This is a genomic window from Yoonia sediminilitoris, assembly GCF_003058085.1.
Lineage (GTDB): Bacteria > Pseudomonadota > Alphaproteobacteria > Rhodobacterales > Rhodobacteraceae > Yoonia > Yoonia sediminilitoris.
This window is the reverse complement of the sequence record NZ_QBUD01000005.1, coordinates 1-22,140: the sequence shown is the minus strand read 5'-3', so window position 1 is coordinate 22,140 and position 22,140 is coordinate 1. Positions and strand designations below refer to the sequence as shown.

The following is a 22,140-nucleotide window of genomic DNA, read 5'->3' as shown; positions in this document are numbered from 1 at the left end:
GCGACAGCCTTGTGGTCGTAAGGTGGATCTTGATCCACCCCACTTTGAAGCCCTATCAACCGATGGCTGCGGCTTTGACATCTTCGTCAATATAGGGGACGTATTTCTCGAAATTGTCACTGAACATCGTGACCAGCTTTTTGGCTTGCGCGTCGTAGGCAGCCTTGTCAGCCCATGTGTCGCGCGGGTTCAGCAAGGTCTTGTCGACGCCGGCAACCTCGACCGGCACATCAAAGCCGAAGTAAGGGTCCTTGCGGAAACTGCTTTCGCTCAGTGATCCGTCAAGTGCGGCACTCAGCAGGGCGCGTGTTGCTTTAATCGGCATCCGGCTACCTGTCCCGTATGCGCCACCGGTCCAGCCGGTGTTCACCAGCCAGCATGAGGCCCCGTGGTTTGCGATCTTGCTGCGCAGCAGATCGCCATACACCTCGGGACGGCGTGGCATGAAGGGGGCGCCGAAGCAGGTCGAGAATGTGGGCTCTGGTTCCGTCACGCCCCGTTCGGTGCCAGCCACCTTGGAGGTAAAGCCGGACAGGAAGTGATACATCGCCTGGGCCGGTGTCAGACGCGAGATTGGAGGCAGAACCCCGAATGCGTCACAGGTCAGCATGATGATATTCTTGGGGTGTCCGCCAAGTGCCGTATCAGACGCGTTGGAGATGTAATTCAGCGGATAGGCGCAGCGCATATTCGCTGTCAGGCTGTCATCTTCGAAGTCCAGTTCCATCGTATCGGGATCAAAGACCATGTTTTCGATGACCGTATTGGGCATGGAGCAGGTCGCAAAGATTTCCGGTTCGGCCTCGGCGCTCAGGTTGATTGTTTTCGCATAACAGCCACCTTCAAAGTTGAAGATGCCGCGATCAGACCAGCCATGTTCATCGTCGCCGATCAGCACGCGCTCTGGATCAGCGGACAATGTCGTTTTGCCCGTCCCGGACAAGCCGAAGAACACAGCCGTATCGACGGGGTTGCCTGGTGCGTGGTTGGCTGAACAATGCATCGGCATGATGCCTTTTTCGGGCAGCAGGTAATTCAACAGGGTGAAGACAGATTTCTTGTTTTCACCGGCATATTCGGTGCCGCCGATCAGGATCAGCTTGGCATCCATGTTCAGGGCGATCACTGTTTCCGAGCGGCAGCCGTGCTTTTCAGGGTCGGCCTTGAAGGTCGGGCAGTTGATGATCGTGAAGTCCGGGTTGAATGTTTCCAGTTCTGCCGCCTCGGGACGACGCAGCAAATGCCGTATGAAAAGGCCGTGCCATGCAAGTTCGGTCACGACCCGCACGTCCAGGCGGTGCGCCGGGTCCGCGCCGCCGAAAAGATCCTGCACATTGTAGGTTCCGCCCTTCATGTGCGCGAGCATGTCGGCATACAAAGAGTCGAACTTTTCCGGGTCCATCGGCGGGTTGTTTTCCCACCAGATCGTATTCTCGACCGAAGGGGTGCGCACCACAAACTTGTCTTTCGGGGACCTGCCGGTATGTTTTCCCGTGGTCACAAGAAACGTGCCGCCTTTGCCCGTGACACCTTCACCTGCTTCAACGGCGGCGGCGTGCAATTCATCCTCCGAACGGTTGTAATACACATAACCCAGCCCTGTGATGCCTTGATCTTCAAGTTTCATCGTGGGGTTGACCTTACCTTGGTCCATGGGTTCGCTCCTTTGAATGACTGGCCGGAACGGCCTAGCAACATATTATCATTAGCATCATGTTTCGAAGGGCGGATAGTGTTGTTTGCATAGTTAGCGCAACCAATTTGGTGTTAGCGCAACCATTTCCTTGCCCAGGTCCGTCCAACCGCTTTTGATGTCCTGGACTGGCAAAATTGAAGCATTTTAGGCGGGAATGCCTCTCGGTTAGAGTTAGGCATTGATTCGGCATGATAAACAGTCGAATAGTTAAAGAAGTAAAAAGACTCTAATAAGATGAGGGGGGCAACCCATGTCGAGAATAGCATTGGTCGATGATGACCGGAATATCCTGACGTCAGTGGCAATGACACTTGAAGCCGAAGGTTTCGAGGTCGAAACCTACAACGATGGTCAGGCGGCGTTGGATGCGTTCAACAAGCGGATGCCCGACATGGCGGTATTCGACATCAAGATGCCACGCATGGACGGTATGGACCTGCTCCAGCGGGTGCGGCAGAAATCAGCGATGCCGGTGATCTTTCTGACCTCGAAGGACGACGAGATCGACGAAGTGCTGGGACTGCGCATGGGGGCCGATGATTACGTCAAAAAACCATTCTCGCAGCGGTTACTGGTTGAACGGATCCGCGCACTCTTGCGCCGTCAGGACGCCCTTGCTGGTGAAGAGATCGAAGAGACCGAAGAGACCAAGGTCATGATCCGCGGAGAGCTTGTCATGGATCCGCTGCGCCACGCGGTGAAATGGAAAGGGCAGGACGTTTCCTTGACCGTGACCGAGTTTTTGCTGTTGCAGGCCTTGGCACAGCGTCCGGGATTTGTAAAAAGCCGGGATCAGTTGATGGATGTGGCCTACGATGATCAGGTTTATGTGGATGACCGGACAATCGACAGCCATATTAAACGTTTGCGCAAGAAGATGCGTAATACTGATAACGAGTTTTCTGCGATCGAGACACTTTATGGAATCGGGTACCGCTACAACGAAGAGTAAGGCATGAATGCCGCCCCCAAGGTTGACGTACGCGATCTGAAGTCAGTGCGTGCGGCTGCGCGCGAGCCCGATGTTTCACTGGGCGACGACTGGCTCTCTTCCGATCAGCAATCCAACGACGATGACTCTGCGCCGGTTGCGTCCCGCGGGATATTTTCTCTGAGCGGGTCGCCGATTGCACGCAAGATCGTAATTTTCAACTTGATTGCCCTGATCCTGCTGATTGCCGGTGTGCTTTATCTGAACCCGTCCCGCGACAACCTTGCTTTTCAGCGCGCCAAGGGCGTCGTGAACGAAGCCCAACTCATCGCCAACGTGTTCGAAGCGCAACTGCCCAAACTTGCGCCGGTCAATCTGGTGACAGCGGATGGCATAAACCCCACCGAAACGCTTGGCGGTCTGAACCTGCGCGGCGGTGTCGAAGTTTCGGTCTTTTCGCCCGATGCCACGCTTGTGGCCAAGGCTACCGGCAGTCTGGGTGCCAATGAAATTGCCGCACTGGTGCAATCGACCGGCGGCACGTTTGTCACGGATTTCTTCGGCAGTATATGGAACAGCTTTTTCACGCTCTTCATGGGCAATGAAGACGCGATCACCGCCGAACAGCGGCTGATTGAACTGGCCCAGCGTAACGTTGCGCGGTCGGTCGAAAAGGGCACTTTGCTGGAAGCGACTTCAATCGGCGGGATAACGAGTTTCATCGTCACAACCCCCATCACGCGCGCTGATGAAACCATTGGTGTGATTGCTGTCATCACTGCTGCGGGCGAGGTGGACAGCCTGACCCGCAAAGAGCGCGAACTTGTCCTGCGTCTGTTCCTGGTGGGTATCATGGTCAGCATCGGCCTGAGCCTTGTTCTGGCTTCGACGATCGCGAACCCGCTGGCGGATCTGGCGGCCGCCGCCGAGACAAGCCACGAAAAGAATGCGCGCCGCATGTCGCCGGTGCGTGTCCGCATCCCTGATCTGACACATCGCCCAGATGAAATTGGCCGTCTGTCGGGCGCGTTGCGCGGCATGGTCTCGGCTCTTTACGAACGGATCGAAGGCAACGAACAGTTTGCCGCCGATGTGGCGCACGAGATTAAGAACCCGCTTGCGTCGCTACGCTCTGCTGTGGGGACGATGCGTGTGGCCAAGCGTGATGACCAGCGCGAAAAGCTGCTTGTGGTGATTGAACATGATGTCAAACGGCTGGACCGGCTGGTCAGCGATATCTCGAACGCCTCGCGGCTTGATAGCGAATTGGTCAAGGAAGAAGAGGAAACCTTCGATCTGCTGCAAATGCTGCGCAATATCATCGAGTTCCTCAGCAAGGACGCGACAGACAGGGGCATTGATTTCATTGCCGACATGCCGGATGAGCCAATGTATGTGCAGGGGCTTGAAGGGCGTCTGGCGCAGGTCTTTGTCAACCTGATATCCAACGCAGTGTCTTTTTGCCAAGAAGGCGATGCGATCAGGGTCTGGACCCGCCGCCGTCAGGACCGTGTGTTGGTCGTGGTCGAGGACACAGGCCCCGGGATCCCTGATGAGGCACTGACCAAGATTTTCCAGCGGTTCTATTCCGAGCGCCCCGAAGGACAGTTTGGTAACAACTCGGGACTTGGCCTTGCGATTTCCAAGCAGATTGTGGAAGCGCATGGGGGTGTTATCTGGGCAGAAAACATCCGTCCAACCGATGCCGATGCCACGTCTGAACCGCTTGGCGCGCGGTTCGTGGTCGGCCTGCCGGTCTAAGGTGACAAATTGACGAAAAATCAACCTATTCATGCCACCTGTGTTGCGTGGAATGATCGGGCCGTTTTGATAATTGGTGCGTCTGGTACGGGCAAATCCACTCTTGGTTTGACCCTGATCGGTATGCAATGCCAATTGGTCGCTGATGACCGGGTTGCACTCTTTGTCCAAGAGGGCAGGCTATGGGCGCGCGCGCCGCAGACCATTCTTGGGCTTATCGAAGCGCGCGGCATCGGCATCCTGAATTGTGATCCGCTGGAAAAGGCTGCGGTTACATTGGTCGTTGATCTTGATCGGGAGGAAAAAGACAGATTGCCCGACCGGCGGTCTATCACGTTATTGGGACTGGATGTCCCCTTGATAGATCGTGTTGAGGGGCCACATTTTGCACCGGCAATCCTGCAACTCCTCAAGGCAGGGTGGAGTAATCGATGACAGAGTGGACAAATCCTGCGGACCGTATCGCCCCGACTATCGTATTGGTCACGGGGCCGTCGGGGGCTGGGCGGTCTACAGCCATCAATGCGCTCGAAGACCTTGGGTTCGAAGTAATCGACAATTTACCACTATCCCTGCTGCCACGCCTGCTTGAGGGACCGCCGCCTAGCCGCCCCTTGGCGTTGGGTGTTGATGTGCGCAATCGGGATTTCAGCACAAACGCTCTTATCGAAATTATCGATGCATTGGCGGCGCGTTCGGATCAGGCGGCACAGGTCCTGTACCTTGATGCAGAAGAGGAAGTGCTGGTGCGCCGTTATTCCGAAACGCGGCGCAGGCATCCTTTGGCCCCTGCGGGGCCACCGCTGGCGGGTATCATGCGCGAGAAAGACCTGCTGGTGCCGATCCGCGCCCGCGCCGACGTATTGATCGATACATCAGATTTGTCGCCACACAATCTGCGTGCGGAAATCGACCGCTGGTTCGCGACCGGGGACGGGCGCCAGTTGGGCGTCACAGTACATTCCTTTTCCTACAAACGCGGGTTGCCGCGGGGGATGGATATTGTGTTTGACTGCCGGTTCCTGCGCAACCCGCATTGGGATGAAGACCTGCGTGCTCTGGACGGGCGCGACCCGGCGGTTGCGGCTTATGTGGCGGCTGACGCGCGTTTTGACGAGTTCTTTGACCGGGTTAAAGGCTTGATTGATATGCTGCTGCCCGCCCATACCGATGAAGGCAAGGCGCATCTTTCCATTGGCTTTGGATGTACCGGAGGGCAACACCGGTCAGTTGTTGTTGCGGAGCAGCTTGCCTCTGCTCTTGCGAAAGATGGATGGCCGGTATCTAAACGACATCGGGAAATGGAGCGGCGCCGCGGGGATGCGCCTGCGGGTAAGGGACAAGTGACGTGATTGGTATCGTGATTGTGGCACATGGCGGGCTGGCGCGTGAATATCTTGCTGCGGTCGAACATGTGGTGGGTCCGCAGGACGGTATGGTCAGTATCGCGATTGGTGCGGAAGATGATCGTGCCGCCAAGCAGGCCGAAATCTGTGCCGCCGCCGATGCAGTAGACGAGGGGGACGGCGTCGTTATTGTGACCGATATGTTTGGCGGGTCGCCATCCAACCTGTCGATGCGCGCCTGCAATCCCGAAAACCGGCGGATCCTTTACGGGGCAAACCTGCCTATGCTGATAAAACTGGCGAAATCGCGCAAACGCTCGGTGCCCGACGCTGTCGAGGCCGCAATTGCCGCCGCACATAAATATATCAATAGCCACGCAGGCGGGACCCCGCAATGACAACACACCGCTTGAAAATCGTGAATATCAAGGGACTTCATGCCCGCGCCTCTGCCCGGTTGGTTGAGCTTGTGGAAAGCTTTGACGCAGATGCAACCGTCAGCAAGGACGGCGAAAGCGCAAGTGGTGACAGCATCATGGGACTTTTGATGTTGGCAGCTTCATGTGGAAGCTTTATTGATGTGGAAACCTCCGGCCCGCAGGCGGATGCTTTGGCCGAGGCCATAACACAGCTTGTCGCAGACAAGTTCGGGGAAGAAGACTGAAAGTCTGAGCGACCAAACGGGGCAAATCATTGACCGACACCAGCCGCCAAGTCTCAGTTGAGCCGATCATTACAGAGGATGCGCCACGCGTTTACGACCGGAGCAGCCTGACCTATTCGAACACTTTCGACAATCCCGTCAAACGCAACATCATCCGCACCATCGAATGGCTGACCGGCAAGGTCCGGGCAATGCGGCTGACCCGCAAATTCGAGCGGCTCGGCAAGTTCCACGGGCAGGCATTCTGGCGCGGGACGCTGGATGTGATGGAGATTGAACTACAAACGCCGCAGGCCCAGCTGGATAATATCCCTGCTGAGGGTCCGGTCGTGTTCGTGGCCAATCATCCACATGGTCTGGTGGATGGCATGATATTGGCCGATATGATAGGCCGCGTCCGCTCTGACTACCGCATCCTGACCCGGTCCATCCTCACTGGCATTGATGAAGACGCTGCCAACTTCATGATCCCGGTGCCCTTCCCGCATGAACCTGACGCCCAAAAGAAGATGGTCGCGATGCGCACTGCCGCAATGGATCACTTGAATAATGGTGGTCTTGTGGCGCTTTTCCCGTCCGGTGTCGTCGCATCGTCCGAGACAATGTTTGGCCCGGCGGTAGAGGCCGAGTGGAACGTGTTCACGGCAAAGATGATCCGCAAGTCAGGGGCACAGGTCGTGCCCTGCTTTTTCCCCGGTTCGAATTCGCGTTGGTACCAGATTGCAAATCGGGTGTCCGCAACATGGCGGCAGGGGCTCTTGCTTTCAGAAGTCCTCAAGGCCTGTGGCAAGCCGCAGAAACCGGTTATCGGCAAAGTGATCGCTGCGGAGGACGTGGCAAAGCGAATCGGCGAGCCGCGCGCCTTTATGGCGTGGCTCCGCGAACGGACCATGGCTTTGGGCAAGTCAGAGTAGCGTCCCGATCCTAGCGCGTGGGAACAGGCGTTTCGCCCCGGTAGTCATAGAAGCCGCGTTTTGATTTCCGGCCCAGCCAGCCTGCTTCGACATATTTGGTCAGCAAAGGGCAGGGCCGGTATTTGGTGTCCGCCAGACCGTCATGAAGTACGTTCATGATTGCAAGGCAAGTATCAAGCCCGATGAAATCCGCCAGTTCCAATGGCCCCATCGGATGATTTGCCCCCAGCTTGAGCGACGTATCAATGGACTGCACGGACCCGACACCTTCGTACAACGTATAGATCGCTTCGTTGATCATAGGCATCAGGATACGGTTGACGATGAAAGCCGGGAAATCTTCGGCGGTGGCAGAGGTCTTGCCCAGCCGCTCGACTACGCCGTGGCAGGCTTTGAATGTCTCTTCATCAGTAGCAATCCCGCGGATCAGTTCGACCAGCTGCATGATCGGGACTGGGTTCATAAAGTGAAACCCCATGAATTTTTCCGGGCGGTCCGTCCGGGACGCAAGCCGCGTGATCGAAATCGAAGAGGTGTTTGACGTCAGGATCGTATTGGGTTTCAGGTGCGGCACAAGATCCTCAAAAATGGCGGTCTTGATTGTTTCACGCTCTGTTGCGGCCTCGATGATCAGGTCGGTTTGCCCAAGTTCGGTCAGCGTCACGGTCGTGTCGATCCGCGCCATTGCGGCGGCTTTGGCATCCGCGCTGATCAGGTCGCGAGTGACCTGCCGGTCAAGGTTGCGGTCAATGAGCGCGACAGCCGCGTTCAACGCATCTTCGCTGATGTCCGTCATCAACACGTCGTATTCCGCCAATGCAAAAACATGTGCAATCCCGTTGCCCATCTGCCCTGCACCTACGATGCCCACACGTTCGATTGTCATGCTAATCCCCTGACTGACCTGTCAGCACCATAGGCCTGTGAATGGGGGGGCTTCAAGCAGAGAGCGTGCGTAAAACTTTAGTTGAATTGTACCATTAGCGAATTCGAAACCGAAATCATCGAATCTCTGTTCGGGTAGTCAGAAGGCGGGAATCATGAAGCAAGAAGTCATCGAGACAGAAGAACTGTCATACTCCCCATGTCGCTATGGGGCGTCCCGGATGTTGTTTCGCGGGCCAAGGCGGCGTTTGGATCGTCCCTACATCGCCTTTATCGGTGGGACTGAAACCTATGGCAAATTCATTTCAAAGCCGTTTCCCGCGCAGGTCGAAAAAATCATGCGCCAGACATGTGTTAATCTTGGCTGTGTGAACGGGGGCATTGATGCCTTTGTGAACGACCCGACAATCATGGAAATCTGTCAGGGTGCCGACATGACCGTGGTGCAGATCATGGGCGCCAACCTGTTGTCGAACAGATTCTATTCGGTCCACCCGCGCCGCAATGACCGTTTCCTGCGCGCCTCGACCGTGTTGCAGGCGATCTATCAGGACGTGGATTTTTCCGACTTTTCCTTTATCCGTCATATGCTGGGCGCTCTGCATGCCAAATCGCCGGATCGATTTGAAACCGTCGTCAAGGAATTGCGCGAGGCGTGGACCGCCCGCATGACAAACATGCTGCGGCAGACAGGTCGGCGTACGATTCTGCTGTGGTTTTCCGAAGATGATTTAAACGATGAGCATTGGTCGGATCGCAGCAATCAGTTGCAGGCTGACCCCCTCTTTGTCACGCGCGCGATGCTTGAAGACCTGCGGCCGCTTGTGCAGGATATTGTCGTGGTGAACCCCTCATCAGAGGCGCTTTCCCAAGGCACCTGCGGCATGATCTACCCCGAAAGTCAGGAAAGTGCGGCATCTGAAATGATGGGCGTTGACTGCCACACGGAAGCCTGTGCCGCCCTGATCCCGTCGCTGCGCGAAAATCTTTACAAACCCGTCTGAAGCGTTCTGCGGAAGAGCTTTCTGACAGATTTTCGCGCAACGCCGTGCATCGTTTATATGGTGTGGGCGGCTCAACGCTATCTGAAGTCTCAGATTAAATGCGAAAGGCTGTGGAATCCAAAAGGTCCGCAATATTTTGCGGACCTTTTGTGTTGTCTGAAAGTCAGGCTTTGCCTATGGCTAGACTTTCTCGGTCAGTTCCGGCACCGCCGCAAACAGGTCTGCAACCAGACCATAATCAGCAACCTGGAAGATTGGCGCTTCTTCGTCCTTGTTGATCGCGACGATGATCTTGCTGTCTTTCATCCCGGCAAGGTGCTGGATCGCGCCGGAAATTCCGACGGCGACATACAAATCAGGGGCGACAACTTTGCCCGTCTGGCCGACCTGCCAATCATTGGGGGCATAGCCGCTATCGACTGCTGCGCGGGACGCGCCCACCGCCGCATTCAGCTTGTCCGCCAGCTTTTCAATGATAGCAAAATCTTCTTCTGACCCGACGCCGCGACCGCCGGATACAACCACCCCGGCCGACGTCAACTCGGGCCGGTCAGAGGCGGCGACCTTGTCCTCGACCCATTCGGACAGGCCCGGATTTCCAGCGCCTCCAATGGCCTCGACTGACGCAGAACCACCCAGGCCTGCCGCGTCAAAACCAGCTGTACGGATCGTCATGACTTTCGTGGCATCCGATGATTTGACGGTCTGAATCGCGTTCCCGGCGTAAATCGGGCGCTCGAACGTGTCGCCATCAACGATGCCAGTGACTTCGGAAATCACCATTGCGTCCAAAAGTGCCGCGACGCGTGGCATGACATTTTTGGCATCGGTCGTGCCGGGCGCTACGATATGTGAATAGTCGCCAGCCAAAGATACAATCAGGTCCGCAGTCGGTTCGGCCAGACGATGGCCCAATGCGGGGTCTTCTGCACATAACACCTTGGCGACGCCGTCAATCTTGGCGGCCTCATCAGCGGCGGCCTGCGCATTGGCTCCGGCGCATAGAACAGTCACATCGCCAAGCGCGGTTGCAGCCGTCACCGCCTTTGCGGTTGCATCAACAGCCAGAGCGCCGTCGGTGACTTCACCAATCAAAAGAACAGCCATTACACAGCCCCCGCTTCTTTGAGTTTTTCGACGAGTTCATCCACAGAACCCACAATGATACCCGCCTTGCGTGTTTCTGGTTCGGTCGTACTGACCACATTCAGCCGTGGCGTGACATCAACGCCATAATCGGCTGGTGTCTTTTCATCCAAAGGCTTCTTTTTTGCCTTCATGATGTTGGGGAGCGATGCATAGCGCGGCTCATTGAGGCGCAAATCCACGCTGATGATTGTGGGCATCTTCACCTTGATGGTCTGCAGACCGCCATCGACCTCGCGGGTAACAAAGGCGCTGTCGCCGTCAATATTGATGTCAGAGGCAAACGTGGCCTGTGACCAGCCCAACAATGCAGACAGCATTTGGCCGGTGGCGTTCATATCGTTGTCAATGGCCTGCTTGCCGCAAATAACAAGACCCGGCTCTTCTTCCTTCACAACGGCGGCCAACAGTTTGGCAACGGCCAAAGGCTCTATATCGGTGTGTACATCGTCCGTGGCGACAATCAGGATAGCCCGGTCAGCACCCATCGCAAGTGCGGTGCGCAATGTCTCCTGGGCTTGCTTGACGCCGATAGAGACAGCGACCACTTCCTCGACCTTGCCTGCCTCGCGCAGACGGATCGCTTCTTCCACGGCGATTTCGTCGAATGGGTTCATCGACATTTTGACGTTTGCCAGATCGACACCTGAACCATCCGCCTTGACACGAACTTTCACGTTGTAATCGATCACGCGCTTGACGGGTACAATGACCTTCATCTGCGTTACACTCCCAAAGAATCTAATCTGATTTGTTCTCGGGACGTTACTATCGTGCGCGGGCAGGCAAAAACAGTGCAAAATCGACGCGGCGCAGGTCAGGGACGCCACGTTTCTCAAGCGGGTTAAGCGATGGTCCTTTTCGCACAGGCGATTGCGCCATTGCCACGCAGATACAGCATGCGGCAGGCACCCGACCGTAAGATGGGTTTTAACCCATCCCCTTTAACGGTTCGCCCCCGGCACCCAAAGCACATCATCACGACCATTGTTGTTGGCGATCCGGCCTGCCTGAAAAAACCAGTCCGACAAGCGGTTAAGATAGGTCACCGCGGCCGGGTTGACTGATTCAAGGGATGCCAGTTCGACCGCCAGACGTTCGGCCCGACGCGACACCGTCCGGCAAAGGTGAAGTTGTGCAGCCAGTGCCGACCCGCCGGGCAGGATGAAGCTGCGCAGCGGCTCAACCAGTTTGGTCATGGCGTCAATTTCTGTTTCCAGCCGACTGACCTGTCCGTCTGTCATTCGCAACACGGGGTATTCGGATTCGGCGTCTTTTTCCATGTCCGGGCGGCATAAATCGGCACCCAGATCAAACAGATCGTTTTGGATCATCGCAAGTTGCGCGTCCAACTCGCCTGATGCATGCAACCGGGCCAGCCCGACTGTGGCGTTCGTTTCATCCACTGTGCCATAGGCATTGACCCGCATCGCGTATTTGGCCACGCGGCTGCCATTGCCCAGTGCGGTTTCGCCCGCGTCTCCGGTTTTTGTGTAGATCTTGTTCAAGACAACCATATTCAGGCTCCACGACGTAAATAGACATAAAGGACAATGAGGATCACGGCCACAAATTGAGCTCCAATCCGCCAGCGCATGATCTTGTTGGCATGTTTGCGATTAAAGTCGCCGCCTCTGCCGAATCCGCCGATCCCAAGTAAAAGAATGCCCAGCACGATCAGAACAGCAACGGCGACCAGCCAGAAAAATGGATCATCTGCCATCTGTGAAGTCCTTCAATAAGTTGACTCGCTATGTAGCAGGCGCCGCGGACAAGAAAACCCTCAGACTCTCAATATTACAGCATCCAGCAACCGCGTCGGTAAAATCCGCCGCAAGAAACCCATCAGATAGGTCGGCGTGGTGACATAGTAACGTGGTTTCGGGCGCGATGATGTCAGCGCCTGTAGCAGTTTGGCGGTAACGGCGCTTGCGGGCAATTCAAACCGGTCGGGTCCGGTTTTCTCTTTGAACCGGTCGCGCAATTCCTTGTATTGCCCGCGCCGCGCCGAATTTTGCCAGTCAATCCACTTTTCAAAATGCGGGATCGTATTTTCCCGAAATTTGGATGTGATCGGCCCCGGTTCGATCAGGATCACCTTGATTGGCGTGTCCGCCATTTCCACCCGCAAGACATCTGTCAGCCCCTCCAGCGCGAATTTCGTTGCCACATAGGCCCCGCGCCAGCGCATCCCAACAAAGCCAAGAACAGATGAATTATTGATAATCCGCCCATGCCCCTGCGCCCGCATCACCTGGATCGCAAGGCGCGTCAGTTCGTGCCAGCCAAACAGATTGGTCTCGAATATCTCGCGAAGCGCGCCCAGTGGTAAATCCTCGACAGCGCCGGGACAGGCATAGGCCCCATTATTGAATAAGGCATCAAGCGTACCGCCCGTGGCCTCGAGCGTTTCGGTCAACCCGGCAAAGATGCTTGATGTATCGGCATAGTCGATCAGCGGGCTTTCAAAGCCTTCTGCCCGCAATCGGGCGCAATCCTCGGGTTTGCGGCAACTGGCAAAAACGCGCCACCCCGCATCGCGCAAGCCGCGTGCTGCATCCAGTCCAATACCAGAGGAACAGCCGGTGATCAGTATTGATTTCTGTGTCATGCCAGCCTGTTTGCCCGCATCGGGTCAGGCTGGCAAGCGCCTAGGGTCAGGCCCGATAAAGACTGACGATGCAGGATTAATCGGCCCTGACCTTAACTGTCAGAGAGCAAACGCGTGGCCATCCAACCGATTTGCCCGTTGTCTGCCAGACGTATCTGTGCCCAGCCATCGGGATTGACGGCAATGACTTCGGCTTGTGTGCCGCGCGGGAGGGTGTCCAGTACAATGTCATGCGTGCTTGGCCCGCCGCGCATATTGACCCAGTCCCCGGCGACGACACGAATATCAGCGAAGGACGGTTCAGGCGCCGTCACGACGTTTTCCCTTACCAGAGCAACCTGTGCGATAACAGGTTCTGCGTCCGGCGCCGGGATCACCCGATAGGCAACGGGCGTTACGCCCGCAGTGGGTTGCTGCGGTGCTGCAACGGGCAAAGCCGCTTGTATGACGGGTACTTCGGTTTTTGCAGAAGATGTTGATGCGGCGATAATCACCCGCTCGCGCGGTTGAAAATCAGCGCCCCCGGACAATTCGTAAAATGCCCAGAAGGTAAAAAGACAGGTCGAAATAATAAACTTGGACATGGCAGTGCCCCCAACTCATTGAAAAGAATCACATTCACAAATATTAACACAACCTATACCTGAATTATTACAAAAACGCTGGACTTTTCTCGGCTTTACGCGGGAATCCGGCCCCGCTAAACCCAATCCTATGAATGATGATACCGACAGCGGCCTTGGCCCCAACGATGTAACCGAAACGCTGCGCCGCGCGATCGGCGACCGCTATTTGACCTATGCGCTGTCTACGATCATGCACCGGGCGTTGCCGGACGCGCGCGACGGGCTGAAACCGGTGCATCGCCGTATCCTTTACGCGATGAGCCGCCTGCGCCTGTCACCGACGGGCGGATTTCTGAAATCGGCCAAGATCAGTGGCGACACGATGGGCGACTTTCACCCCCATGGTGACGCGGCGATTTATGATGCGATGGCGCGTCTGGCACAGGATTTCAATGTTCGCTATCCTTTGGTGGACGGGCAGGGGAACTTTGGCAATATCGACGGCGATAACCCCGCAGCGTCACGTTATACAGAAGCCCGGATGACGACCGCCGCCGAGGCCTTGCTAGAGGGGCTTTCAGAGGATGCCGTTGATTTTCGCGACAATTATGATGGCCGCCTGACCGAGCCATCGGTGCTGCCCGCGACCTTTCCAAACCTGCTGGCCAATGGGTCCAGCGGGATTGCCGTGGGCATGGCCACGAACATCCCGCCGCACAACCTGCATGAATTGATCGACGCCTGCCTGCATCTGATCAAGGCGCCCAATGCCCGCGACGAGACTTTGATCGACATCATTCCCGGCCCTGACTTCCCGACGGGTGGTACAATTGTCGAGCCGCGCGAAAACATCATCGAAGCCTACCGCACCGGGCGCGGCGCCTTCCGCCTGCGCGCGAAGTGGGAGGTTGAGGATCTGGGCCGTGGTCAATGGCAGGTCGTTGTCACTGAAATCCCCTATCAGGTCCAGAAATCCAAGCTTATCGAAAAACTGGCCGAGGTTATTCAGACCAAAAAGGTCCCGCTGCTGGCTGATGTGCGAGACGAATCTGCGGATGACATCCGCGTGGTGCTGGAACCTCGCGCCAAGACCGTCGATCCCGAGGTCATGATGGGGATGCTGTTCCGCAATTCCGACCTAGAGACCCGCTTCAGCCTGAACATGAACGTGCTGATTGATGGGCTGACGCCCAAGGTTTGCTCGCTCAAGGAAGTGTTGCGCGCGTTCCTTGACCATCGCCGCGATGTACTGGTCCGGCGTAGCAGATACCGGTTGGAAAAGATCGATCACCGTCTTGAAGTGCTGGAAGGGTTCATCATTGCCTTCCTGCATCTGGACCGTGTGATCGACATCATCCGCTATGACGACGACCCCAAGCAGGCGCTGATGAGGGAGGATTGGTCCAAGGATCATGTCCGCGCCACGTCCGAGGCCGACTATCGCCCGCCATTGGATACCGACGGCGAAGTCACCCTGTCAGAGGTGCAGGCCGAGGCGATTCTGAACATGCGTCTGCGCAGCCTGCGCCGGCTTGAGGAAATGGAACTAATCGCCGAGCGTGATGCGCTGATGGAAGAACGCGCCGGGATCGAGGATTTGCTCGACAGCGATGACCTGCAATGGTCCAAAATCGCGGAACAGCTACGCGAAACCCGCAAGATATTCGGTAAAAGCAGCGCGGGCGGTGCACGTCGCACACAATTTGCCGAAGCCGCAGAGGTTGTTGAGGTCCCGCTAGAGGCGATGATCGAGCGCGAGCCGATCACGGTCGTCTGTTCGAAAATGGGCTGGGTCCGGGCCATGACCGGCCATATCGACCTGACACGGGAACTGAAGTTCAAGGACGGCGATGGGCCGCGCTTTATCTTCCATGCGGAAACCACGGATCGTTTGCTGGTCTTCGGGGCGAATGGGCGATTCTATACCGTAGGCGCATCGAACCTTCCCGGCGGACGGGGCATGGGCGAACCGTTGCGTCTGATGATCGACTTGCCGAACGAGGCAGAGATCATCGATATTCTGATTCACAAGCCAGGGTCAAAAATCCTCGTGGCCTCTGCCGAGGGCAACGGTTTTGTCGTGCCCGAGGATGATATTGTCGCCCAGACCCGAAGCGGCAAACAGGTCTTGAATGTGGGCAGCGGTGCAGCACGGGTTTGCCAGCGGATCAAAGGGGATCATGTGGCCGTTGTGGGTGAAAACCGCAAAGTGCTGGTGTTCCCGCTGGATGAATTGCCCGAGATGGGGCGCGGCAAGGGCGTTCGGCTGCAAAAATATAAAGACGGTGGCATGTCCGATGTGACGACCTTTGTGTTGGAGGCAGGGCTAAGCTGGCTCGACCCCGCAGGGCGCACCCGCACCCAGACCGATCTGGACGAATGGAAAGGCAAGCGCGCCAGCGCTGGCCGGATGGCGCCGCGCGGCTTCCCGCGCGACAACAAATTCAATTAGATAGGCGGGCGCGCCAACCTGCGGCTGTTTCAGTAAGTTATGGCCAAACATGTTGCCCTCGGCGTTCTGGCGCTCGGTGATGCGTGCGCTGATTTGGTCAGCGCGCATACCGCAACGTAGGTGCCTATAGCGGCTTGCTGGATTAGCCGGAAATGAGGTTGTGCATCTGATCGTGCGGCCATGGCGCTTTACCAATGGTTGAATTTGTCGCAGAATGGACATGCTGTGGTTTTGAATGCCGTTTTTCGGTGTTTGGTTTTGCTAAGCGGTTGATATGCCGCCCGGCAAGATCAGGGGGGTGATGCCCGCAGCGCCAGTGGTTTGAGTGCTTGCATGAACGCAACTGTCTGGAAAAGCGTTTGGTTGTTTCTGTCTTCTGGCGGGGGTGCCCCAATGTTTCTTGGTATGCAGCGGGTTTAATGTACGCAGCCGAAGGTGGCGCAAGGCCACCGGGCGACCTGATGTGCCAGGCGATGAGGGATTTCCTTGTCGTTGGGGCAGGGAAATTGACGCAGCAACCCTGTTGTCACAAACCTGTTAATTGCCACGCCTATGGGTCGCAAAGTGTCGTAACGCAAGCGGAGGGCTAGCAACATGAAAGATATTGATACAACTGACCTGTCATGGGACGACTGGGACGAATTGCAACGACCAGCGGCGGAATCTGTCGCATTTGATGACGTCGTTGAAGCCGCAATTTCGCGGCGCGGATTTCTGAGCGGTATTGTGGCCTATGGCTCTGGCGCGGCTGTCATGGGGTCGGGGCTATTGTCCGGCACCTCGGCCGAGGCACAGACCGTCAGCCGTTTCGGGTTCACGCCGATTCCGATCCAGACCGATGGCACCGTGCACGTGCCTGACGGTTATAGCTGGCAGGCGCTGATCAGCTGGGGCGATCCGCTGTTTTCCGATGCTGAACCGCTGAGCCAGGAAAATGGTGTCAGCGTTGGCAGCTCTGACCGTGTGTTTGGTGAAAACACCGACGGGATGGAACTGTTCGTTGTCGGCGCCCGTCAGGTGATTGCGGTGAACCATGAGTATGTGAACACCAAGGTAAACCTGCCCGCAAGCGGTGGCGAAACAACCAGCGCAGACGACGTGCTGACCCTGCAAAACATGCAGGGTGTGACGGTCATGGAAGTCGCCGAAGGGCCGGATGGCTGGGGCGTTGTGGTAGATAGCGACCTCAACCGCCGTATCACCCACAACACGCCGATGACCATTGCAGGTCCCGCCGCCGGGCATCCGCTGATGCAGACCGCTGCCGATCCTGCGGGCACAACAGCGCTGGGCACCATGAACAACTGTGGTGCAGGCAAGACCCCTTGGGGCACCTATCTGACCTGCGAAGAGAACTTTAACGGCTATTTCGGATCGTCTGATCCGGACTTTGAATTGCCCGCCGACTACGCCCGGTACGGGATCGGCAAAGAGGGGCGTTATGGCTATGAAAAGTTCGATGCGCGGTTTGATGTTTCTCAAAACCCGAACGAGCCGCACCGCTTTGGCTATATCGTCGAAATCGACCCTTCGGACCCGACATCCACGCCAATCAAGCACACCGCTTTGGGCCGCTTCAAACACGAGAATGCCGCCGCTGTTATTGCTCCCGATGGCCGCGTTGTCGTCTATATGGGCGATGATGAACGGGGCGAATTTATGTATAAATACGTTTCGAACGGGGTCTATACCCCCGGCGGTCCCACATCGGCCCTGCTCGATGACGGTCAGCTATATGTGGCCAAATTCAACAATGATCTGACCGGTCAATGGGTGGCGCTCACACCAGAAGCCACTGGCATGGACGCAGCAGAAATCGCGATCTTCAGCCGTGATGCGGCCTCTGCCGTTGGGGCCACGACGATGGATCGGCCCGAATGGGTTGCGGTCAATCCGGTTGCGGCTGAAGGGTACTGCTGCCTGACCAACAACCGAAATCGCGGGGTCAAGCCCAACGCGGGCGGTGATGACACATCGGCCAACGGTCCGAACCCGCGCAATGAAAACAACTATGGCCAGATCGTGCGCTGGTATCCCAGCAATGATGACCATGGAACGGACACCCTTACATGGGACCTTTATGTCATGGCGGGCAACCCCACGGTGCATGATGACGCATATGGCGGATCGTCCAATGTGAATGCGGGCAATCTGTTCAACTCGCCCGACGGGATGCAGTTTGACAGTACCGGTTTGCTGTGGATTCAAACCGACGGGAACGACAGCAACGAAGAAGGGTTTGCCGGAATGGGCAACAACCAGATGCTTGCGGGCGATCCGGCCACCGGCCAGATCGAGCGGTTCCTGACAGGACCCAAAGGGTCTGAAGTGACGGGTCTGACGTGGTCCGCGGATCGCCGGACAATGTTTGTTGGTATCCAGCATCCGGGCGCACCCTTCCCTGATGGTGAAGGCATGTTGCCACGTTCAACCATCGTTGCGGTCAAGCGCGACGACAACGCGATGGTTGGCTGAAACTAAGGCATAGTGGGGGCAGGTCTAAGACCCTGCCCCTTACATCTTGGGAATTTGGGCCAGACGATCAGCCATGATCGTCCAGGCTTGTCGGTCTTCGGCAGATCCTGCCTGCTGCACCAAGCGCTGACGCAAGCTCGTCTCGTGGTGTTTGAGCGTTCGGATCGCCGCGATCAGCCCATTGATGAAGGTGATCTGCCAAGTGGCCAGCCCGGTTGGCCCCAACTCATCCGCGACCGCACCAAAAAGGTCGACCGATTTGAGAATGTCACCCTGAATGCGTTTTGCGTAGACGTTAATTTTGCTGGTGTCGGTGACAATCGACCCACCCGGCCAAGGCAACGTTACCACCCCGGCCCCCTGATTGCCGGGGTCAATGCCCCGGATGGCGCCGTAGGGGTTAAGGTTGTCCAATCCCAATGCCTGATTGCCAAATACCTCAAGGTTCTGAATATTGATCGTTCCGTCGTGGCTGAAGCGGTCAAAGTTGCCAACGATCAAATCAAAGGCGGCCATCTTTCCCAGGCTGGTCGCGACCGGCAATTGCAGGATGTTTCTGGCAACCGCGTTGACGCCCGCTGCGGTGTTGCCAACAGATTTGACCTTGCCGCCCTTTGACAGATTGGCTTGCATTTGCTGTTTGGCCTCAAAAATCTGATCCCCCACCGACTTGGGGATATTGGCAACTTTGGCGACCTTGATGACCACAGTTTGCGCCGCATTCTGGCCATTCAACTCAGCCTTTAATTCGGCCAGTTCGTTTTGCGCTTGTACGTTCAGGCAGTTTGCATTGTCCAGTGTCCCGATGACGGCCAGATCATTGGCGCTGGCGGGGTTCGCGCCGGGTACACCGTCCAAAACCATTGCGCCCATCTCGCGGGTGATGCCCTCGCGCGCGCGAAAATCAGTCATTGCTTCGCCTTGGCTGACCCTGAGTTCCAGCTTGATCACGACCGACGGTGCATTCCCCTGTACTTGCGGACCTTCCAGCAGCCATACTTTGTGCGCGAGTTTGGAAACATTGGCGACGTCGGCCTTTGCGATGGCCTGATTATAACCCAATACACGCTGGATCGGCCCGCCCTCACTAGCGGATTGCTGAAGCGACCGGAGCCGCTGCACCGGTCCGCTGTCATTGGCAAGCCTTTGGAAATGGGCCAGCGCACGGGGCATTTCAGAAGAATGCGGGGCGCTGTCGGTTCGCCGGGGTGCGGGCCGATGTGGGACGTGTTGCGGCGGCTTGGTCGCTACGGAACGGCGTCTGCTCATCACAAGACCTCTTTTGTCACAAATGGATTACAGTACAGCTGGGCATGTTAAAAACGGAATGGCTTTAGGCTATTGCATGGCAACGCACCGTGTAAATCCTGATTTTTGGATATGGTCTGGCGGGACATGCTTGCCCGGTTTCAGCGATGTTGATCCACCAAGATCGGGTTCCCGTCAGGATCGATGACCACAAAACTGGCGGGCCCGCTGGTCGTTTCGTCAGCCTCGGTAAAGAACGCGACCCCTTGCGCCTTGAGGCGTTTCTGGATGTCGCGCACGTCTTCGAATTCCTCGAGGTTCTGCGCATTCTGATCCCAGCCGGGGTTGAACGTCAGTGTATTGGCTTGCAGAAATCCGCCAAACAAGCCGATGACCGTTTCACCATTGCGCAGCATCAGCCATCCTTGAGCTGCGTCACCGCCAAATGGCTCAAACCCCAGTTTTCCATAGAAGTCACGGGATACTGCAATGTCCTTGACGTTCAGGCTGATTGAAAATGCGCCCAGTTTCATAATGTACTCCTTTCAAATTGGCTTTGCGGTCATCATATGTCAGCAGACGCATCTTGTCTTGCAGGCCGCCGGACCATATGCATCCACTGCTCTCTCCGAAGGAAATAACAGGCGGTACACTCTTGTTTCGATCGCGTCCCACACTGCATCTTTTTACGGCGGTTGCCTTGGTTTGCCTGCTGCACCTGCTGGCGTTTCAAGGGCCGCTTTTACGATATGCCAATTCAGTGAGTGCGCCGGGCTTTGGCGGGTTCATCCAGATCACGTCGCTGCAAATGCTGCAGTTTTGCCTGCTGGCGAGCTTTCTGATGCTCATCGGCACACTGTCGCAGTTGCTGTTCAAGCTGATCAGCACCTTGCTGATGCTGACAAACGCCGCCGCCCTTTATTTCATGAACACCTACGGGATCGAGATCGATCTCTCGATGATTGCCAATATCCTCAACACAGACAGCCGCGAGACGTCGAACTTGCTGCATTGGTCGATCTTTGTGTACCTTGGCGGCCTTGGTCTGCTGCCGGGCCTTCTGCTGTTCTGGGTCAAGCTGGTCAAGCCGCGTTGGGTGGTTGGATTGGTATCTTCGGTTGGGGTATTTGCGCTGCTTCTGGCGTTTCTGGTGGCCACTTCTTTTACGTGGCTGTGGTATGATGCCCACGCCACACGCATGGGCGCGCGGATCTTGCCGTGGTCCTATGTTGTGAACAGCGGGCGGTATCTGAACAGATATGCCCTGCGTAACCGTGAGGTGATCCGGCTGCCGGACGCCACCTTTGCCGAAAATAAAAATGGCCGGAAACAGGCGGTGATTTTGGTGCTTGGTGAAGCCGCCCGCGCCGATAATTTCGCCCTTTACGGTTATGACCGTGACACCAACCCCTTTACCATGCAGACCGATCTGGTAGCTTTGCCTGCGGGCTTGTCCTGCGCCACCTATACCATCGGATCGGCTGCCTGCATCCTGACCCATGAAGGGCGCGATGCCTCTGCCCGGACCGTGCAAGAGCCCTTGCCGACCTATCTGACCCGCCACGGTGTTGAAACGGTCTGGCGCAGCAACAACAGTGGCCCGCCACCTCTTGAGGTCACGCAGTACCAGCGTGCCCGTGAAATTGTTGCCGATTGTGCGGGCGACGATTGCCCCGATGGTGCCTATGATGCGGCGCTGAATTGGGGGGTCGCTGACCTGATTGCCAAGTCAGATGCGGAGCGCATATTCATTGGTCTGCACCAAACCGGCAGCCACGGACCCAGCTACTTCAAGAAGTACCCGCCGGAATTTGCCCATTTCCAGCCCATTTGTGAAACCGTGCAAGTGAGTGATTGCAGCCAGGAGGCGCTTTATAACGCCTATGACAATACACTGCGTTACAGTGATTTTCTGATTGCGGATTTGATCGCCCAGCTCGAATCCCTACCCGATACCGACAGCGTGCTGATCTATGTGTCCGATCATGGCCAGTCGCTGGGCGAAGGCGGGCTGTATCTGCATGGCACACCGCCTGCCATCGCGCCCGATCAGCAGCGGCGGGTGCCATTCCTCGTCTGGATGTCAAAGGGGTTTACGCAAAGCCACGGGGTGACAAAAGAAACGATCATGCGCGATGTCAGCTTCCCCCATGATTTTCCGTTTCACAGCGTGATGGGGGCCTTTGGCATGCGCAGCAATATCTACAAACCGCAGTATGATATTTTTTCCGGGATTGCAGACGGATAGGCGCGCAATTCCCTTGATTTCCCGGCAGTTTGCAAATACATCGCCCGCGATGTTGAAACGGGCCATTATGGCCCCGCAAAAGTAAGGGCCCTTTTGATATGGCTAAGGCAAAGTTTGAACGTAACAAACCGCACGTGAACATCGGCACAATCGGCCACGTTGACCACGGCAAGACGACATTGACAGCAGCGAT

22 protein-coding genes are annotated in these 22,140 nt (G+C 56.6%); 12 read left to right on the top strand and 10 right to left on the bottom strand.

The features are described 5' to 3' along the window. Positions 1–55: 55 nt before the first annotated feature. Complete coding sequence (locus C8N45_RS11430) at positions 56–1,654, bottom strand: phosphoenolpyruvate carboxykinase (protein ID WP_108386398.1); 1,599 nt, start codon at positions 1,652–1,654, stop codon at positions 56–58. A 292-nt stretch (positions 1,655–1,946) separates the two neighbouring features. On the opposite strand from C8N45_RS11430, the gene C8N45_RS11425 reads away from it, so the two are divergent. The 7 genes from C8N45_RS11425 to C8N45_RS11395 are packed head-to-tail and all read left to right on the top strand — an operon-like array spanning position 1,947 to position 7,312. Then, entirely contained in the window at positions 1,947–2,648 is a 702-nt protein-coding gene (locus C8N45_RS11425) for a response regulator transcription factor (RefSeq protein ID WP_108386397.1), read from the top strand. Positions 2,649–2,651: 3 nt separating this feature from the next. Further along, positions 2,652–4,388 (top strand): sensor histidine kinase, encoded by a 1,737-nt coding sequence (locus C8N45_RS11420; protein ID WP_108386396.1) that lies wholly within the window; start codon positions 2,652–2,654, stop codon positions 4,386–4,388. A 9-nt stretch (positions 4,389–4,397) separates the two neighbouring features. Next, a complete protein-coding gene (locus C8N45_RS11415; RefSeq protein WP_108386395.1) occupies positions 4,398–4,823 on the top strand; it encodes an HPr kinase/phosphorylase in 426 nt (141 codons plus the stop codon). Continuing rightward, complete coding sequence (gene rapZ, locus C8N45_RS11410) at positions 4,820–5,740, top strand: RNase adapter RapZ (protein WP_108386394.1); 921 nt, start codon at positions 4,820–4,822, stop codon at positions 5,738–5,740. Before C8N45_RS11415 ends, rapZ begins: the two co-directional genes overlap by 4 nt. Then, positions 5,737–6,132 (top strand): PTS sugar transporter subunit IIA, encoded by a 396-nt coding sequence (locus C8N45_RS11405; RefSeq protein ID WP_108386393.1) that lies wholly within the window; start codon positions 5,737–5,739, stop codon positions 6,130–6,132. Before rapZ ends, C8N45_RS11405 begins: the two co-directional genes overlap by 4 nt. Further along, the gene (locus tag C8N45_RS11400) at positions 6,129–6,398 is read left to right on the top strand and encodes an HPr family phosphocarrier protein (protein WP_108386392.1); all 270 of its coding nucleotides are present in this window, start codon (positions 6,129–6,131) and stop codon (positions 6,396–6,398) included. Before C8N45_RS11405 ends, C8N45_RS11400 begins: the two co-directional genes overlap by 4 nt. 29 nt (positions 6,399–6,427) lie before the next feature. Then, positions 6,428–7,312 carry a lysophospholipid acyltransferase family protein gene (locus C8N45_RS11395; RefSeq protein ID WP_245882642.1) on the top strand — a complete coding sequence of 295 codons (885 nt, stop codon included), beginning with the start codon at positions 6,428–6,430 and terminating at the stop codon, positions 7,310–7,312. Positions 7,313–7,322: 10 nt separating this feature from the next. On the opposite strand, the gene C8N45_RS11390 is transcribed toward C8N45_RS11395, so the two are convergent. Beyond that, positions 7,323–8,198 (bottom strand): 3-hydroxybutyryl-CoA dehydrogenase, encoded by an 876-nt coding sequence (locus C8N45_RS11390; protein WP_108386391.1) that lies wholly within the window; start codon positions 8,196–8,198, stop codon positions 7,323–7,325. A gap of 154 nt (positions 8,199–8,352) precedes the next feature. On the opposite strand from C8N45_RS11390, the gene C8N45_RS11385 reads away from it, so the two are divergent. After that, on the top strand, positions 8,353–9,201 hold the full coding sequence (locus C8N45_RS11385; RefSeq protein ID WP_108386390.1) for a DUF6473 family protein: 849 nt from the start codon (positions 8,353–8,355) through the stop codon (positions 9,199–9,201). Between the two features lie 180 nt (positions 9,202–9,381). On the opposite strand, the gene C8N45_RS11380 is transcribed toward C8N45_RS11385, so the two are convergent. From C8N45_RS11380 to C8N45_RS11355, 6 genes are all read right to left on the bottom strand, one after another. Then, positions 9,382–10,308, bottom strand: coding sequence for an electron transfer flavoprotein subunit alpha/FixB family protein (locus tag C8N45_RS11380; RefSeq protein ID WP_108386389.1), 927 nt, complete (start codon positions 10,306–10,308; stop codon positions 9,382–9,384). Next, positions 10,308–11,066 (bottom strand): electron transfer flavoprotein subunit beta/FixA family protein, encoded by a 759-nt coding sequence (locus C8N45_RS11375; protein ID WP_108386388.1) that lies wholly within the window; start codon positions 11,064–11,066, stop codon positions 10,308–10,310. Before C8N45_RS11375 ends, C8N45_RS11380 begins: the two co-directional genes overlap by 1 nt. A gap of 225 nt (positions 11,067–11,291) precedes the next feature. Continuing rightward, a complete protein-coding gene (locus C8N45_RS11370) occupies positions 11,292–11,864 on the bottom strand; it encodes a cob(I)yrinic acid a,c-diamide adenosyltransferase (protein WP_108386387.1) in 573 nt (190 codons plus the stop codon). 2 nt (positions 11,865–11,866) lie between these two features. After that, a complete protein-coding gene (locus tag C8N45_RS11365; protein ID WP_108386386.1) occupies positions 11,867–12,070 on the bottom strand; it encodes a twin transmembrane helix small protein in 204 nt (67 codons plus the stop codon). A gap of 60 nt (positions 12,071–12,130) precedes the next feature. Beyond that, positions 12,131–12,958 (bottom strand): SDR family NAD(P)-dependent oxidoreductase, encoded by an 828-nt coding sequence (locus C8N45_RS11360; protein WP_108386385.1) that lies wholly within the window; start codon positions 12,956–12,958, stop codon positions 12,131–12,133. Positions 12,959–13,050: 92 nt separating this feature from the next. Next, a complete protein-coding gene (locus tag C8N45_RS11355; protein ID WP_108386384.1) occupies positions 13,051–13,542 on the bottom strand; it encodes an SH3 domain-containing protein in 492 nt (163 codons plus the stop codon). A gap of 130 nt (positions 13,543–13,672) precedes the next feature. Here C8N45_RS11355 and parC point away from each other — a divergent pair, with 130 nt between their 5' ends. Beyond that, a complete protein-coding gene (gene parC, locus C8N45_RS11350) occupies positions 13,673–15,976 on the top strand; it encodes a DNA topoisomerase IV subunit A (protein ID WP_108386383.1) in 2,304 nt (767 codons plus the stop codon). Positions 15,977–16,570: 594 nt separating this feature from the next. Continuing rightward, entirely contained in the window at positions 16,571–18,451 is a 1,881-nt protein-coding gene (locus C8N45_RS11345; protein ID WP_108386382.1) for a PhoX family protein, read from the top strand. A gap of 39 nt (positions 18,452–18,490) precedes the next feature. On the opposite strand, the gene C8N45_RS11340 is transcribed toward C8N45_RS11345, so the two are convergent. Both C8N45_RS11340 and C8N45_RS11335 read right to left on the bottom strand, forming a co-directional pair. Next, positions 18,491–19,720: a hypothetical protein gene (locus C8N45_RS11340; RefSeq protein WP_133175972.1), complete on the bottom strand. Its 1,230-nt coding sequence runs from the start codon at positions 19,718–19,720 to the stop codon at positions 18,491–18,493. A gap of 140 nt (positions 19,721–19,860) precedes the next feature. After that, positions 19,861–20,232, bottom strand: coding sequence for a VOC family protein (locus C8N45_RS11335; protein ID WP_108386380.1), 372 nt, complete (start codon positions 20,230–20,232; stop codon positions 19,861–19,863). 122 nt (positions 20,233–20,354) lie between these two features. On the opposite strand from C8N45_RS11335, the gene C8N45_RS11330 reads away from it, so the two are divergent. After that, a complete protein-coding gene (locus C8N45_RS11330; RefSeq protein WP_168769461.1) occupies positions 20,355–21,947 on the top strand; it encodes a sulfatase-like hydrolase/transferase in 1,593 nt (530 codons plus the stop codon). A 98-nt stretch (positions 21,948–22,045) separates the two neighbouring features. After that, a partial coding sequence (locus tag C8N45_RS11325) for a GTP-binding protein (protein ID WP_018590913.1) occupies positions 22,046–22,140 on the top strand: 95 nt, incomplete at its 3' end.